The organism is Planotetraspora kaengkrachanensis, assembly GCF_016862895.1.
Taxonomy (GTDB): domain Bacteria; phylum Actinomycetota; class Actinomycetes; order Streptosporangiales; family Streptosporangiaceae; genus Planotetraspora; species Planotetraspora kaengkrachanensis.
The window spans coordinates 79,494-93,938 of record NZ_BONV01000019.1 but is presented as its reverse complement, the minus strand read 5'-3'; the positions used below and the strand labels follow the sequence as shown (position 1 = coordinate 93,938).

At 70.0% G+C, this 14,445-nt stretch carries 14 protein-coding genes and 1 pseudogene; 10 read left to right on the top strand and 5 right to left on the bottom strand.

The genetic code is table 11. The features are described from left to right. Positions 1 to 60 precede the first annotated feature (60 nt). Genes Pka01_RS21900 through Pka01_RS21890 form a run of 3 tightly spaced genes read left to right on the top strand, consistent with a single transcriptional unit; the run spans position 61 to position 1,704 of the window. Positions 61 to 660, top strand: coding sequence for a molybdopterin-dependent oxidoreductase (locus Pka01_RS21900; RefSeq protein WP_203884698.1), 600 nt, complete (start codon positions 61 to 63; stop codon positions 658 to 660). Continuing rightward, the gene (locus tag Pka01_RS21895) at positions 657 to 1,388 is read left to right on the top strand and encodes a ferredoxin reductase (RefSeq protein ID WP_239115189.1); all 732 of its coding nucleotides are present in this window, start codon (positions 657 to 659) and stop codon (positions 1,386 to 1,388) included. The genes Pka01_RS21900 and Pka01_RS21895 overlap by 4 nt, the downstream gene beginning before the upstream one ends. A gap of 1 nt (position 1,389) precedes the next feature. Continuing rightward, positions 1,390 to 1,704 carry a DUF6510 family protein gene (locus Pka01_RS21890; protein WP_203884696.1) on the top strand — a complete coding sequence of 105 codons (315 nt, stop codon included), beginning with the start codon at positions 1,390 to 1,392 and terminating at the stop codon, positions 1,702 to 1,704. Here Pka01_RS21890 and nadE read toward each other — a convergent pair. Beyond that, positions 1,701 to 2,102: pseudogene (gene nadE / locus Pka01_RS21885) on the bottom strand (NAD(+) synthase); the annotation flags it as partial. The gene Pka01_RS21890 and the pseudogene nadE sit on opposite strands and share 4 nt — an antisense overlap. A gap of 48 nt (positions 2,103 to 2,150) precedes the next feature. After that, the gene (locus Pka01_RS21880) at positions 2,151 to 3,083 is read right to left on the bottom strand and encodes an SMP-30/gluconolactonase/LRE family protein (protein ID WP_203884694.1); all 933 of its coding nucleotides are present in this window, start codon (positions 3,081 to 3,083) and stop codon (positions 2,151 to 2,153) included. Between the two features lie 111 nt (positions 3,084 to 3,194). Between Pka01_RS21880 and Pka01_RS21875 the strand changes: the two genes are divergently transcribed. Further along, a complete protein-coding gene (locus Pka01_RS21875) occupies positions 3,195 to 3,656 on the top strand; it encodes an Lrp/AsnC family transcriptional regulator (RefSeq protein ID WP_203884693.1) in 462 nt (153 codons plus the stop codon). 260 nt (positions 3,657 to 3,916) lie between these two features. After that, on the top strand, positions 3,917 to 4,390 hold the full coding sequence (locus Pka01_RS21870; RefSeq protein WP_203884692.1) for a response regulator: 474 nt from the start codon (positions 3,917 to 3,919) through the stop codon (positions 4,388 to 4,390). Here Pka01_RS21870 and Pka01_RS21865 read toward each other — a convergent pair. Next, positions 4,368 to 5,042, bottom strand: coding sequence for a response regulator transcription factor (locus Pka01_RS21865; protein ID WP_308442263.1), 675 nt, complete (start codon positions 5,040 to 5,042; stop codon positions 4,368 to 4,370). The genes Pka01_RS21870 and Pka01_RS21865 overlap by 23 nt on opposite strands. 158 nt (positions 5,043 to 5,200) lie before the next feature. Here Pka01_RS21865 and Pka01_RS21860 point away from each other — a divergent pair, with 158 nt between their 5' ends. Beyond that, complete coding sequence (locus Pka01_RS21860; protein WP_239115199.1) at positions 5,201 to 7,027, top strand: GAF domain-containing sensor histidine kinase; 1,827 nt, start codon at positions 5,201 to 5,203, stop codon at positions 7,025 to 7,027. Here the strand turns inward: Pka01_RS21860 and Pka01_RS21855 are convergent. Then, entirely contained in the window at positions 7,002 to 8,414 is a 1,413-nt protein-coding gene (locus Pka01_RS21855; protein ID WP_239115188.1) for a sensor histidine kinase, read from the bottom strand. The two genes, Pka01_RS21860 and Pka01_RS21855, sit on opposite strands and share 26 nt — an antisense overlap. A gap of 424 nt (positions 8,415 to 8,838) precedes the next feature. Between Pka01_RS21855 and Pka01_RS21850 the strand changes: the two genes are divergently transcribed. The 3 genes from Pka01_RS21850 to Pka01_RS21840 all read left to right on the top strand — a co-directional run bounded on the left by Pka01_RS21850 (position 8,839) and on the right by Pka01_RS21840 (position 12,232). Then, complete coding sequence (locus Pka01_RS21850; RefSeq protein ID WP_203884690.1) at positions 8,839 to 9,192, top strand: STAS domain-containing protein; 354 nt, start codon at positions 8,839 to 8,841, stop codon at positions 9,190 to 9,192. A gap of 662 nt (positions 9,193 to 9,854) precedes the next feature. Next, positions 9,855 to 10,301, top strand: a complete 447-nt coding sequence (locus Pka01_RS21845; RefSeq protein ID WP_203884689.1) for a DUF6220 domain-containing protein — start codon at positions 9,855 to 9,857, stop codon at positions 10,299 to 10,301. Beyond that, on the top strand, positions 10,298 to 12,232 hold the full coding sequence (locus Pka01_RS21840; RefSeq protein ID WP_203884688.1) for a multicopper oxidase family protein: 1,935 nt from the start codon (positions 10,298 to 10,300) through the stop codon (positions 12,230 to 12,232). Before Pka01_RS21845 ends, Pka01_RS21840 begins: the two co-directional genes overlap by 4 nt. Here the strand turns inward: Pka01_RS21840 and Pka01_RS21835 are convergent. Next, positions 12,229 to 13,455 carry a ZIP family metal transporter gene (locus Pka01_RS21835; protein WP_203884687.1) on the bottom strand — a complete coding sequence of 409 codons (1,227 nt, stop codon included), beginning with the start codon at positions 13,453 to 13,455 and terminating at the stop codon, positions 12,229 to 12,231. The genes Pka01_RS21840 and Pka01_RS21835 overlap by 4 nt on opposite strands. Positions 13,456 to 13,730: 275 nt before the next feature. On the opposite strand from Pka01_RS21835, the gene Pka01_RS21830 reads away from it, so the two are divergent. Continuing rightward, on the top strand, positions 13,731 to 14,345 hold the full coding sequence (locus Pka01_RS21830) for an SH3 domain-containing protein (RefSeq protein WP_203884686.1): 615 nt from the start codon (positions 13,731 to 13,733) through the stop codon (positions 14,343 to 14,345). Positions 14,346 to 14,445 lie beyond the last annotated feature (100 nt).

Here is a 14,445-nt window from a genome sequence, read left to right as displayed (position 1 = left end):
CTCCACGCCGGGTCTCCTCCCTTTTCCGGCCACTCGATAATGTGGCGCCTGGAGGTACAAATGGGATTTGTTTCGCGCGGTTTCCGCGGCAGGCCGAGGGACGAGGGCGTCAAGCTGCCACCCGGCCAGTACCTGGTTCACGACTTCCCCGTCCTGTCGGCCGGGCCGACTCCGAGGATCCCGCTGGATCGCTGGGAGTTCGCCATCGACACCGAGGACGGGAGGACACACCGCTGGTCGTGGCAGGAGCTGATGGCCCTGCCCAGCGAGACCCCGACCGTCGACCTCCACTGCGTCACCAAGTGGTCGAAGCTCGGCACCGCCTGGAAGGGGGTGTCCCTGGACACCCTGTTCGCCGACGTCGAGTCGAGCGCCGAGTACGCCCTCGTGTACTCCTACGGCGGTTACACGACGAACCTCCCCGTCGAGGACCTGCTCGACGGCAAGGCGTGGATCGTCTACCAGTTCGACGGTGAGGAACTCGCCGCCGCGCACGGCGGCCCGGCCCGGCTCCTGGTCCCCCACCTCTACCTGTGGAAGTCCGCGAAATGGGTGCAGGGCATCCGGCTCCTGAACGAGGACTGGCCGGGATTCTGGGAGACGGCCGGCTACCACAACTACGGCGACCCGTGGCGCGAGCAGCGCTACCAGGGAGATTGAACGGCCGCAGACTGGTCTGGCGCATCGCCAGGCTGGTCGAGATCCGTGACGAGACCCCGAGCGCGCGCACTCTGGTGCTCCAGATTCCCGACTGGCCCGGGCACCTGGCGGGCCAGCACGTGGACGTACGGCTGACCGCCGAAGACGGCTACAGCACCCAGCGCAGCTACTCCATCGCCGCTCCCGCCGACGGCGAACGGGTCGAGCTGACCGTCCAGCGGGTGTCCGACGGCGAGGTCTCGCCGTACCTGACCGAGGAACTCGCCGTAGGCGACGAGGTCGAGATCCGCGGGCCCGTGGGTGGCTGGTTCGTGTGGCGGCCCGACGGCACCGCGCCCGTGCTGCTGGTCGCCGGCGGTTCGGGGATCGTCCCGCTGATGGCCATGATCCGGGCTCGCCGTCAGGCGGGCAGCCGCACCCCGTTCCGCCTCGTCTACTCGCTGCGCGAGCCGGGCGAACGCTATTACGCGCAGGAGTTGCGCCGGCCGGACCCCGGCCTGGACGTGACCTACCTCTACACCCGCGCCGTCCCCGACGGGTGGACCCGTCCGCCCGGCCGGCTCACCGTGGCCGACCTGAACAGCGGCGGCTGGCCGGCGGACTTCACGCCCGCCTGCTACATCTGCGGGCCGACCGGCTTCGTCGAGACGGCCTCCGACATCCTGCTCGCCATGGGCCACGACGCCCGCGCGATCAAGACCGAACGATTCGGCCCCACCGGAGGGTGACATGACCGAACCCGCTCAGGACTCCTACCAGGACGGCAACGCCCTGGCCGGCCCGCTGCGCGAGATCTTCGCCGTCGACGTCACGGCGGCCGCGGGCCAGTGCGTCCACTGCGGCCTCACCGGACCGGTCGCCTCGCTGCGGGTGTACGGCCCGGCCCCGGGGTTGGTGGCGCGCTGCCCCGCCTGTGACGAGGTCGTGCTCCGCCTCGTCCGCGGCCCCGAGAGCGTGTGGCTCGACCTGCGCGGGACCGTGTCCCTGCGCATCCCGCTGCCCGCCCGGGGGGTTCCGGACGGGAGCGAGGCGGACACGACCTAACCTCGCATACCGGGGGGCATCGGCATCCGGCGTTTGTGGGCGGTCGCCTGATACCGGTCGAGGATCGCCTGTGAGACGGCCTCCTCGACGGCACGGCCTTCGAGGAAGTCGTCGATGTCGTCGTAGGTGAAGCCGAACACCTCCTCGTCGGGCCTGCCGGGGCGGAGGGATTCGAGGTCCGCGGTGGGCGTCTTGTGGATCAACGTGTCCGGCATGCCCAGCGCGTGGGCGATCGCGCGTACGCGCCGCTTGGTCAGACCCGCCAGCGGTATGACGTCGGCGGCGCCGTCTCCGTGTTTGGTGAAGAATCCGGTGACCGCCTCGGCAGCGTGATCGGTGCCGACGACCAGCCCGCCGAACGCTCCGGCGACGGCGTACTGGGCGATCATCCGCTGCCTGTTCGCGGGCGATGGACTGCCGGGCCGGCTCGGTGGTCGTGACGTCGTTCATGACCGCCCGATTCCGGCCGTCTGGGGATAGCGGGCGCCGTTGACGGTGACCCGAATCGTGTACACGCTGGTCCCCGCGGTGATGAAGAGGTGATTGCGCTTGGGGCCGCCGAAGGTGAGGTTCGCGACCGGTTCCGGCAGCAGGAGCTTTCTGATGAGCGTGCCGTCCGTGTCGAAGCAGTGCACCCCGTCCCAGGCGGCGGCCCAGACCCGTCCGGCGTCGTCCACCCGGAGACCGTCGAAGCGTCCGTGGTCGCATTCGGCGAAGATCTTCCCGCCGGTCAGGTCGCCCTCGTCGGAGACGTCGAAGGCGCGGATGTGGCTGGGCTCCTGCCGGGTGTCGGCGATGTACAACCGCTGTTCGTCGGGCGCGAAGGCAAGTCCGTTGGGTCGGCAGAAGTCGTCGGCGACCACTCGTAGGTCGTTCGTGGCCGGGTCGAGGCGGAACACGTAACAGGCGCCGCCGAACTCACAGTCACCCTTGTTGCCCTCGTAGTCGCTGACGATGCCGTAGATCGGGTCGGTGAACCAGATCGTGCCGTCAGCGCGGACGACCACGTCGTTGGGGCTGTTGAGGCGCCTGCCCTGGTACCGGTCGGCCAGCACGGTGACGGTGCCGTCGTGTTCGGTGCGGGTGACGCGCCTGTTGCCCTGCTCGCAGGTGATGAGCCGGCCCTGCCTGTCCACGGTGTTGCCGTTGGCATGACCGGAGCCGTGGCGGAAGACCCCGACGGCGCCGGTGGTCTCGTCCCAGCGCAGGAGCCGGTCGTTGGGGATGTCGCTCCACACCAGGTAGCGCCCTGCCGGGAAGTACGCCGGGCCCTCGGTCTTGCGCGAGCCGGTGTGCAGCCGTTCGAGGACGAAGTCGCCGTCGATGTACCGGAAGCGTTCGTCGAGCACCTGGAACTGGGCGGGGATGGTCTCAGCCATCGCGAGCTCCTCAGAGTGAGCCGATTACTGTTCGACGAAACGCTAGCATTACCATATGTAGTATGGTCAATTACCAGATTGACTAGTTCACGTTCGAGCAGTGGAGGTGCGGTGGACGGCACAGACCGGGCCCTGCTGGCGGCGTTGCAGGCCGACGCCACGCAGGCGTACGCGGATCTCGGCAAAGCGGTGGGGTTGTCGGCGGGATCGGCTCACGAGCGGGTTCGCAAGTTGCGCGAACGCGGGGTCATCCGGCGCACCACCGTCGACGTCGACCCGGCCGCCGTCGACCGCGGCGTGCTCGCGTTCGTCATGCTGCAGGCCAACGTGTGGATGGGCGACCCGCCGACCCGTGACGCCCTCGCGGCCATCCCCGAGATCCAGGAGGCCCACGTCATCGCCGGTTCCGCGTCGCTCCTGGTCAAGATCCGCGCCTCGACCCCGGAGCATCTGCAGGCCGTGCTGCGCCGCGTGTTCGACGTCGACGGTGTCACCGGCACCCAGACCATCGTCGTACTGGAGACGTTCTTCGAACGGCCGCTGGACGTCTCCGATCCCGGCTCGGCCCGGTAGCGATCAGTACGGCAGGAGCCTGCCCTTCGGGGTGCGCAGATCCAGGGCGAGCCTGGCCACCGGCCTTCTCGGCCTGCGGATGCGGATCTGCCGTGCCATGGGGCCCTCCAGCTGCGATGTGGGCTTACCCGGACCACGATGCCGTCCGCGCGGCCGGCCGTCTTCGGTGCCAGCCGCCATCCATCACACAGGCCAGCGGAACATTCGGCATTACCGTTAGCTGCAATGCCCGGGCGGCTCCTTACGGCGATGCTGGATTCATGGCCCTGCGCTGCCTGATCGTCGATGACAACGACCACTTCCTCGAGGTCGCATGCGATGTGCTGGGCCGCGAGGGAATCGAGGTCGTCGGCGTGGCGTCGACCCGGGCCGACGCCATCAGGCAGGCGGCGGCGCTGCGCCCGGACGTTTCGCTGGTCGACATCAGCCTCGGCGAGGACTCCGGCCTGGACCTCGCCAGAGACCTGGCCGAAGGAGCATCCGCCGGGACGTCGAAGGTCATCCTGATCTCCACCTACGCCGAGGGAGACCTGACGGACGTCATCACGGCGAGTCCGGCGATCGCCTTCCTGCCCAAGGCGCGGTTGTCGGGCAGGGCGATCAACGAGATCGTCCAGGCCGCCGAACTGCCCCCGGACGGGGCGTCACCCGACGGGAACCCGCGCGACGGGTCCGTCTTCTGGAAGGCCCGCGGCAAGAACCACCCCGGACCTAACGGGAGTCGAGGAAGGTGATCACCGCGAGAACCCGGCGATGGTCGTCCGGCGTCTCCGGCAGCCGCATCCGCGCCATGATGCTGCGCACGTGCTTCTCGACGGTGCCCTCAGTGATCCACAACCTGTGGGCGATGCCGGCGTTCGACCGGCCTTCGGCCATCAGGGCGAGCACCTCGCGCTCACGCTCGGTGAGCTGCTCCAGCGGGTCGTTCCTGTGCCGCGCCGCGAAGAGCTCGCGCACCAGCAGGGGATCGACGACCGAACCTCCGGCGACGATCCGCTGGATCGTCTCGATGAAGTCCGCGATCGCCGTCACCCGGCTCTTGAGGAGGTAGCCGATCCGGTGGCCCGCGGCGAGCAACTCCATCGCCTGCTCCACCTCGACATGCGCCGACAGCAGGAGGATTCCCGTCCGCGGGAACTCCTCCCTGATCGTCTTCGCCGCCTCGAGCCCTTCGGTCGAGTGGTCCGGCGGCATCCGGATGTCGACGATGACCACATCGGGATCGTGCTTGCCGACGATGTCGATCAGCTCGGGGCCGTCTCCCGCCTGACCGACGACCTCGAACCCCGAACGCTCCAGGAGACTCACCAGTCCCTCGCGGAGCAGGACGTCATCGTCCGCAAGCGCTATCCGCGTCCGGGAGGGCTCCACCATTTCGTCTCGCACCGGTCTGCCACCCCTCATCGGGCGGTGCCACGAGGGCGATCGCGGACGGCGCCGGAGCGGGTGCCCGCCCGATCTCCCCGGGCGGAGCCCGAGTATATTCAGTAACTGTGCGCGCACGACTGTTGTCGTCGTTGCTACGCCCAGCGCGCCCACCCCTCATGCCGGGGATACTGACGGGCGCCTTGCTGGTCGCGGTGGAGACCCTTGTCGCTTATCCGCTGACGAAGATCGCGCCACCGAGTTCCCTGGGGCTAGTTTACTTGCCGGGTGTTCTGGCGGTCTCGGTCGTATGGGGGTGGGGGCTCGGCACGCTGACCGCGCTGGTCAGCGCACTGGCTTTCGGCTATTTCCACGTCATGAAGATCGACACCGGTCCCGAGTGGGTGGCCCTCGCCGTCTTCCTCGTCGTCGCGTTGTTGTCCGGATGCTTCGCGGCTCTCGCCCGCTCGGCGGCCGTCGAAGCCGAAAGGCGCCGCCAGGAGGCGGCCCTGGCGGCGGAACTCGCCCGCGTCCTGCTGAACGGGGAAGACTGCCGCGCGGCCCTGCGTACGGCCTCCGACCGGCTCGCCGTCGAACTGGCGGCACCCGGTTTGATGATCGAGCTGGAGCCGTCCGCGGACGATCGCCTGCGCACCGTCACAGAGCTCAGGGATCACGACAGGACGATCGGCAGAGTGGCCGTCCCCGCGGACTTCCCCGAGCCGGTGTTCCAGCGTGTTCTCGACGGCCTTCCGCGCTCGCTCGACGCGCTGCTGTGTGCGGCACTCGACCGCGAGACGACGGCCAGGGCCCTGAAGACCAGTCACGACGAGCTCCAACGGGTCGCCGACGAGCAGGCCGCGCTGCGCCGCGTCGCGACGTTGGTCGCCCACCGGGTGGCTCCGGAGGAGCTCTTCGTAGCCGTCGCCGACGAGATGGGCAGGGTGCTGAAGGTCGAGAACACGGCGATAACCCGGTTCGACCTCGACGGGAGGATCCACGTGGTGGGCACGTGGAGCGCTCGCGGGCCCGAGTTCCTGATCTCTGGCGGGACAAGCTGGCCCGTCGACGAACCGAGTGTGGCCGGCATGGTCTACCGGACCCGGCGACTGGCTCGGATGACGGACTACGCCACCGCTTCCGGCGGTCTCTGCGCCCAGGTCAGGCAGCAGGGGATCAATTCGGGGATCGGCATACCGATCGTCGCCGAGGGGCGGCTGTGGGGCGCGACGGTCGCCCTGTCCGTCGAGCCCGACCTGCCGTCCAGCGTGGAGGCGCACATGCTCGAGTTCACCGAACTCATCGCGACCGCCATCGCGAACGCCCAGATGCGCCAGCAGCTCACCGCCTCACGCGCCCGCGTGGTGGCGGCCTCCGACGAGACCCGCCGCAGAATCGAGCGTGATCTGCACGACGGGACTCAGCAGCGGCTCATCTCTCTCGGGCTACGGCTTCGCGCGGCGGAGGCCACCGCCTCGCCGGACATGACGGAGCTCAAGGAGCAGTTGGCCGGCGCGTCCGAGGAGCTTTCCGGCGTCGTCGAGGATCTTCAGGAGCTGTCGCGCGGCCTGCATCCCGTGATCATGTCCAGAGGCGGGCTCGCCCCCGCTCTGCGCACTCTCGCGCGCCGCTCCGCCGTACCGGTCGAGCTGAACGTGAGCGCCCCCCGGCGCCTGGCCGAGCGCATCGAGGTGACCGTGTACTACATCGTGTCCGAGGCGCTGACGAACGTGACCAAGCACTCCAAGGCCTCGACCGTGCACGTCGATCTCATGATCGAGGAGTCCCGCCTTCTCCTGTCCGTACGCGACGACGGGATCGGCGGCGCCGACCCCGCACGGGGCTCGGGGCTCATCGGCCTGCGCGACCGCGTCGAGGTGCTCAACGGCGCCATGGACATCTCCAGCCCGCCGGGCGGCGGGACGTGCATGAAGGTGATCATCCCGACGCCGACGGAGGACACAGCCGGGGCGTCGCGGGCTAGTCCTGGTACGCGGGAATCCTGAAGACGAACCTGGCGCCGCCCACCGGCGACGCGGCCGCCACCAGGGTGCCGTCGTGCGCGTGGGCGATGTCGCGCGCGATGGCCAGCCCCAGGCCGGTGCCGCCGTGGTTCCGGCTGCGGGCGGTGTCCAACCGGGTGAACCGCTCGAAGATCCGCTCGCGATCGCACTCCATGATCCCCGGCCCGTCGTCGGTCACGGACAGTTCGGCGTAGCCGCCGTCACGCCTCAGATGGACCTCCACGCCGCGCCTCGCGTGCCGCTGGGCGTTGTCGACCAGGTTGGTCAGCACCCGGGCGAGCTGGGGCCGGATCGCGTTCACGACCACCCCCGGCTCCACGCGCAGGCGGACCGGCAGGCGGTCGAGGCGCCGGGCGACCTCGTTCCTGACGAGCTCCGACAGATCCACCTTCGTCCGTTCGGCCTTGCCGTCCGCTCCCACCCGAGCCAGCAGGAGCAGGTCGGTGATGATCGACTCCAGCCTGTTGACGTCCTCGAGCGTGTGGTCGAGCAGGTCAGGCAGATCGGTCTCGGCAGGATGGAGCTGGGCTTCCTCGAGCTCCGTACGGAGTCCCGCGAGCGGGGTGCGCAACTCGTGTGAGGCGTCGGCGACGAACTGCCGCTGCTGCCCGACCGCCCGGTCGCTGATCCGCTTGGCGTCCTCGATCCGGCCGAGCGTGCCGTTCACGGTTCGCGCGAGCCGCGTGATCTCGTCCTGACCTGGCGGCTCGGGCACCCTGGCGCTCAGGTCGTCGCCGTTGATGGTGGCGAGGTCGGCCCTGATGGCGTCCACCGGCTTGAGCGTGCGCCCTGTGATCAACCAGGTCGCCCAGGCAGCCAGGATGATCAGCATGCCGTCCTGCAGGCCGAAGAACCGCCCGAACACCTCGGTCGAGTTCAGGCTCGCCGACGGCCGCGCCGCGTAGACCACCGGAGAGTCCGCCGCGGGCTCGACGCGGAGCGCGGAGAGCCGGAGGCAGCCCAGGTGGGCCGCGGACGAGCAGGTCTCCACATCCCGCTCGGGATTGATCGCGGTCGGCCAGACCGAGGTCAGGGCCGGCAGGCCGTGCGCCGCTCTGGACGCGTCGACGACGTGACGGCCCGGGTTCACCACCTGGACGAGGCTTACGCCGCTGACGCTCGGCCGCACCGGATCGCTCACCTGCCCGAGGCGTACGGCGGCGGCGGTGAGACCGGCCTGATGCCGGACCGCCAGCCACATGCCGTCCGTGATGGCCTGCCGTCCGACCGCGCCCTCGGCGAGCGCGGTCGGGATCAGCAGAAGGAGGGCGACAAGCGTGACCAGGGCGGTGATGCGACTGCGGATCGACCTTGGCCGCAGACGTGCCAGAAGTCCTTGCGTGGTCGCTGTTCGGGGCCTGCCGGGCACCGTCTCTCCTCCTTGATTATTGCATACTGTATGCTGTTGCCACGCGCCCCACTCTCGGGAGGGAGTGGTGGTGATGGGCGGCCGAGAACGCCGTCTGCCTCGACGGCCTCACCGCATATGTGTCGCGGGCAACAGGAGTCGTCGCCCTCCGGAAACCGGAGGAGCCTCGGCGGCTTCGACCCGCCCTCGCATCGACCGGCTTGGATGCCGGGTGCGTTCATCTGCTCGAATACCGGACACTGGTCAACGGATACCTACCGATTGTAACAACAAACTGGATTGGTTCAAGTAAAAGAACCGTTCCAGTATCGATAGCGAACCGCGACGGTGCTCGTCCGTGTCCGCGTTGATCGGCTGTGATCTGGGTGTGGTAGCTACTACGTTCGACGCACCGCCTGAATTCCTGCCTGCTGCGGAGATGTATATGAGCGACTTCCGCGTGACCGTCGAGACGCGCCCTCCGTTCACGGTCGTCTCCGTCAGCGGGGAGATCGACATCATCACCGAGCCCGCGTTCCGCGCCCAGGTGGACGAACTCCTCGACCGTCCGGTGAACCGGCTGGTCTTCGACCTCACCGAACTCCGCTTCCTCGACAGCGCGGGGCTGCGCGTCATCCTCGACGCCTACGCCCGGCTCGGCCGCGGCGACCGGGTGATCGTCTGCGGGTTGCTGCCCAACATCCAGCGCCTGTTCCACATCCTGGGCCTGTCCGGGCGGCTGCCCATCTACCCCACCCTCGACGACGCCCTCGCCTCCGCCCCCACCCCCCCGCCGTGATCATGCACAGGCTCGCCCGCATGCCCGCCCACCTGCCCAAACCCCGGGTGTGATCATGCACAGATTCGGCCCCGTACGGCACAGCCTGCGCAAACACCATCCGTGATCATGCACAGATTCGGCCCCGTACGGCACAGCCTGCGCAAACACCATCCGTGACCATGCACAGATTCGGCGCCGTATGGCACGGCCTGCGCAAACACCATCCGTGATCATGCACAGATTCGGCCGTCGTCGACGCCACCTGGCGGACTGTCGTGCGCGATCATGCACGACACGCGTCCCCCACCCGACCGGCGAACGCCTCATGCCCCCGACGCCATCGCCCATTGCCTGATCACGAACGGCGTCCTCGCAGGTCCCACGGCATTTTCCAGAATCCGTGCATGATCACGGATGGTGTTTCCGCAGGCCGGACGGCGCGCGGGCGATCCTGTACATGATCACGCCCCGGGGAGTAGCTGTGCATGATCACGCCCTGGGGGTTCCCCCGGGCGTTCCCGGGGGAACCACCGGGAACCCTCGGGGAACCCTTGGGGAGTAGCTGAGGGGGAGGGCGTACTCCTTGGGCCGTAGGCGACGAGTCGCCGGGCGGCGGACGACGGGGCGACCCATGCCGGGACACCATCGCCACTGTTGGTCCACATGGAAGGGAGCACGCCTTGCGCAAGGTCTATCTCGGGCTGGCCGGCCTGCTGCTGGCCGCCGTCGTGGTGCAGTGGTACCTCGCGGCGGTCGGCGCGTTCGACAAGCCGCAGGACGACGGCTCGTTCGCACTGCACAGCATGAACGGCATGATGATCATCCCGATCGTCTCGCTGCTCGCCACCGTGGCCGCCGCGCTCTCCAAGGCGCCCGGCCGCACGATCGGCCTCACCATCCTGCCGCTCGGACTGATCATCGTTCAGGTTCTGATCATCGCGCTGGGCGATGCCCTGAACGACAGTTCCGGCAACACCACACCCGCCTCGCTCGCGGTCCTCGGGCTGCACGCGATCAACGGCATGGCGATCGCGATGGTCTCCGCCATGGTGTTCCGGCAGGCCCGGCGGCTCGCCATGGGCACGCCCGCGGACGACGCGAAGAGCGCGGCGGCGCACGCGTCATGACCACCGCCCTGCTCATGACGCTCGACCTGCTCGCCTCGGTGCTCGCCGCTGCGACATGGCTGGGAGCCGGCGTGGCGGCCGCGTCCCGCCGCCCCAGGACGGCGCTGGCCCTCCTCGCGGCGGCGGTGCTCGTCTCGCTGGCTCGCACGGGCGTCGTGCTCGGGCTCGCCTCCGCCGGCTGGTGGTTCGCACAGGAGAAGGTCACGGTCGCCCTGCCGCTGCTTCTGATCGCGGGGGCGGCCGCGACCGCTCTGGCGGGGCCCCGGCTGGGCCGGGCGGTCCGTTCCCCGTCGGACGACGGCGCCGCCGGATCGCCCGCCGTCGTCGTGTCGCTGCTGGGCGCGGGATACGCGGCGGCGGGCGGTCTGGCCGGCACGTTGCTGCTGGGCTACCCCGCGACTGCGAGCACCGCCCTGGTCACCGTGGCCGCGGTCGCCGCCGCCATGCTGGTGACCTGGCGGATCGTCGCGGGTCCCGGCAGGTCACCGAAGGTGGCCGTGACGATCACTGTCGTGATCGGCCTGGCCGGAACGGGTCTCGCCTTCTTCCCCTCCCCCACGATGGACGACGGCCGCGATCATGTCCTGAGCCACAGCGGGATGGGGCACCTCGCGATGGCGGCCGCCTCCCCGGTGACACCGGCGGGCCGGCCGGTGACCTCGTTACGCGGGCCGGACACGCCCGCGAAGGGCGGCGCCGTCCGCCGCTACACGCTCTCCGCCGGCACCACCACCATCACGCTGTCCTCCGGGCGGAAGGTCGCCGCGTGGACCTTCAACGGGCAGGTCCCCGGCCCGCCGATCACGGCGGACGTGGGGGATCTCGTCGAGGTACGGCTCCGCAACACCGACATCAGGTCGGGGGTGACCCTGCACTGGCACGGCTACGACGTCCCCGCCGGTGAGGACGGCGTGCCGGGGCTCACCCAGGAGGCGGTCCTCCCCGGACAGGAGTTCGTCTACCGGTTCCTCGCCGACCGGCAGGGAACCTTCTGGTACCACACCCACGAGGTCTCCGACCTCGGTGTCAGGATGGGCCTGTACGGCATGCTGGTCGTCGGGCCGCCGTCACCAGGCGTCGATCTGACCCTCCCCGTCCACACGTTCGGCGGCGAAACGGTCGTCGGCGACCACGACCAGCCCATCGACCGTCGCGTGTCTCCGGGCACACCGGTACGGCTGCGCCTGGTCAACACCGACAACACCCCGCACCGGTTCACCCTGTCCGGCACGCCGTACCGGCTGGTCGCCGTCGACGGCATCGACCTGAACGGCCCGGGCGAGCTCGACCGGACGGCTCTGCGCCTTCCGGCGGGCGGCCGGTACGACCTCGCCTTCACCATGCCGGCCGGCCGCGACGTGGTGCTGACGACCGACGACCGCACCCCGTCCGTACGGCTCACGCGGCAGGCCTCCGCCGCGGCGGCGACGGAGGACACGAAGTCGTGGCCCGACCTGGACCTCACGACGTACGGCACGCCGGCCGCGACGCCGTTCACCGCGGCGGACACGTTCGACCGCCGATTCACCCTCGTGCTCGACCGCGGCCTTTCCCTGGCCGGGGGCCGGCCGTTGTACGCGTACACGGTCAACGGCCACGCGTTCCCGTCGATCCCGACCGAGATCGTGTCGGAGGGGGACCTCGTGCTGCTCACCGTGGTCAACCGGAGCCGCGACATCCATCCGTGGCACCTGCACGGGCATCGCGTCCTGGTGCTCTCGCGCGACGGGCGGGCGCCGACCGGCAGCCCCTTGTGGCTGGACACCTTCGACCTCCAGCCCGGCGAGGTCTGGACGGTCGCCTTCCGCGCCACCAATCCCGGTCTGTGGATGAACCACTGCCACAACCTCATCCACGCCGACCAGGGCATGGCGCTCCACCTGGCGTACGAAGGCGTCACCACGCCGTTCCACGGCGCCCACGGCGGCTAGGGACTGCGCCGCGGGACCACCGTCGAGCGGGGGAACGCCTTGATCAGCGCGCTGCGCTCGCGGGAGTCTAGGTCGTCGACCTGACTCCTGCGGTCGACGCCGATGGCGGCGAGCAGGGCGGCGGACCGGGCCGACCCGTAGTCGGGCAGGTGCCGCAGGACCCACAGGACTCCGACCCGTCCGGCCACGCCGCCGTCGTCGCGGAGCACGTCGGCGAGGCTCATCCGGCCGGACGCCACGGCCGTGCCGAGGTCCGCACGGGTCATCGGGGACGACGTGGCCGTGGGAGAGGCGGCGGGCGTGGAGGTGGCGGCGGCCGCCGGCGTGCCCAGGGCGCTCGCCGGCGGGTGGCCGTCGTTGTCGCGATGGGTCCGCACGCCGTAGGCGCCCACGAGGACGACGCCGCCGGTCACGACGATCGCCGCGGCGACGTCCAGATGGCGTTTGGACACGATCACCCGCTCGTGCCTGCTGGCGGCGTGGTGCATGCCGGCGATGGCCGTACGCACCGCGACTCCCGTCACCATGCCCAGCAGGATCGGCACCACCTGGCCGGGAAGCGGGCTCACGGTCGCGGCGAGCACTCCGACGGCCGGGCTCACGCAGGCCACGACCAGCCACGGGGTGAGGCGCTGCCCGCCCACGTCGAGCAGCGCGGCCAGGGCCAGCCCCTCGCTGGCCGAATGGACCATCAGCGCGATCACCACGACGAGGGTGGCGTTCAACGCCAGGGTGGCTCCCTCGATCGCCCGGTGCAGAGTGAGCGCTGCCGCGGTCTCGAGTCCGCCGAAGACGGCCGCGCCGACCATGCCGCGCACACGGCGATGCCGCCCGGGGGCGTGCTCGGCGGCGTGCGGCCGTGTGGTTTCCAGGTCGCAGGCGCAGGACTTGCGGCTGTGGTGCGTGATCATCAGGAAGCCGAAGGCCGCCGCGAGTCCCACGGCCCACAGGGGGACGCCGCAGGCGACCGCGTCGCTCCAGGCGTCGGGCAGCAGATCGGCGAGGGCCGTGACCAGCATCAACGCCGACGTGACCGCCAGCCATGCGGTCAACCGCCGGGAGTTGCGCCGGGCCAGCCAGGCGCCGGCGACGGTGGAGGCGCCGACCAGGAGCACAGCCGTCCAGGTCCGCTCCGACACCGGCGGCATCGTCGTCGGCAACCCCGGCGGCAACCCCGGCGGCAACATCGTCGCCACTGCCCGGGTCCAGTCGGCTGAGGACATGTCGCAACCACTCCTCGAATACGCGGCGGCCACCCCGTGGAGATCTTCTTGACCGCTTCTTGGGCGTCGCCCGCTGTCTGGATCCCCCCGGGTGCGGTCCCGGGAAACGCCACGACCTGCAAAGAAAAGAGCCATCGAGAACCATGACCATCGAGGACATTCCGCTACTCGCTCGCCATTTAACGGTAAAGAAATCCCGCGTGGACGTCCTGGCGTTGTAAACAGAGAGTAACTGGTTACAACCGAGAGTGACAACGCGTCCGAAGGGAGCCACCGTGGCAATCGTCAAGCGGATCATCCCCGCCCTGACCCTGTGCGCCACCGCGGGGGTGCTCGTGATCGCTTCCGCGCCCGCCATGGGCGCCACCAAGCCCATCGACGAACCGGCCGCCGTGCCCGTCGTCAAGCCGGTGCACGAGCCGTACCGGCCGCCCATGTCGTGCACCTATCAGGTGGTCAAGGTCCGCCCGTCGAGCTTCCTCAACGTCAGGCAGGGACCGGGCCTGCGCTACCGGCCGATCGGGGAGCTCACGACGGCCGACGGCCGCTTCCTCGGAGCATGCGGCGTCACTCGCGGCTGGGTGGCGCTGACGTCCTCCTCAGGCAGGCTCGGCTGGGCCTCCGCCGGCTACCTGTACCGGATCCCCACTCCCCACCCCTCGCTCATCCGGCGTCCGGCGCTCTCCTGCAGCTACCGGGTCGCCAACCTGCGCAAGGGCGGCGACCTCCAGGTGAGGAAGGGGCCGGGCCTCACCTACGAGCGGATCGGAACGCTCGACCAGGCCGACGGCCGCTTCGCCGGCGCGTGCAGCGCGTGGCGCGGTTGGGTCGCCGTGACGACCTCCGACGGGCAGCCTGGCTGGGCCTCGTCCCGCTACCTGAAGAAGTAGGCCGACGACCTCCGGTCCATCCGAAGTCCTCCAGACCATCCACCCCGCGTTTCCCGCCCCCGGCCTCCCACCAGCCGGGGGCGGGAAACCTCACGTCCGG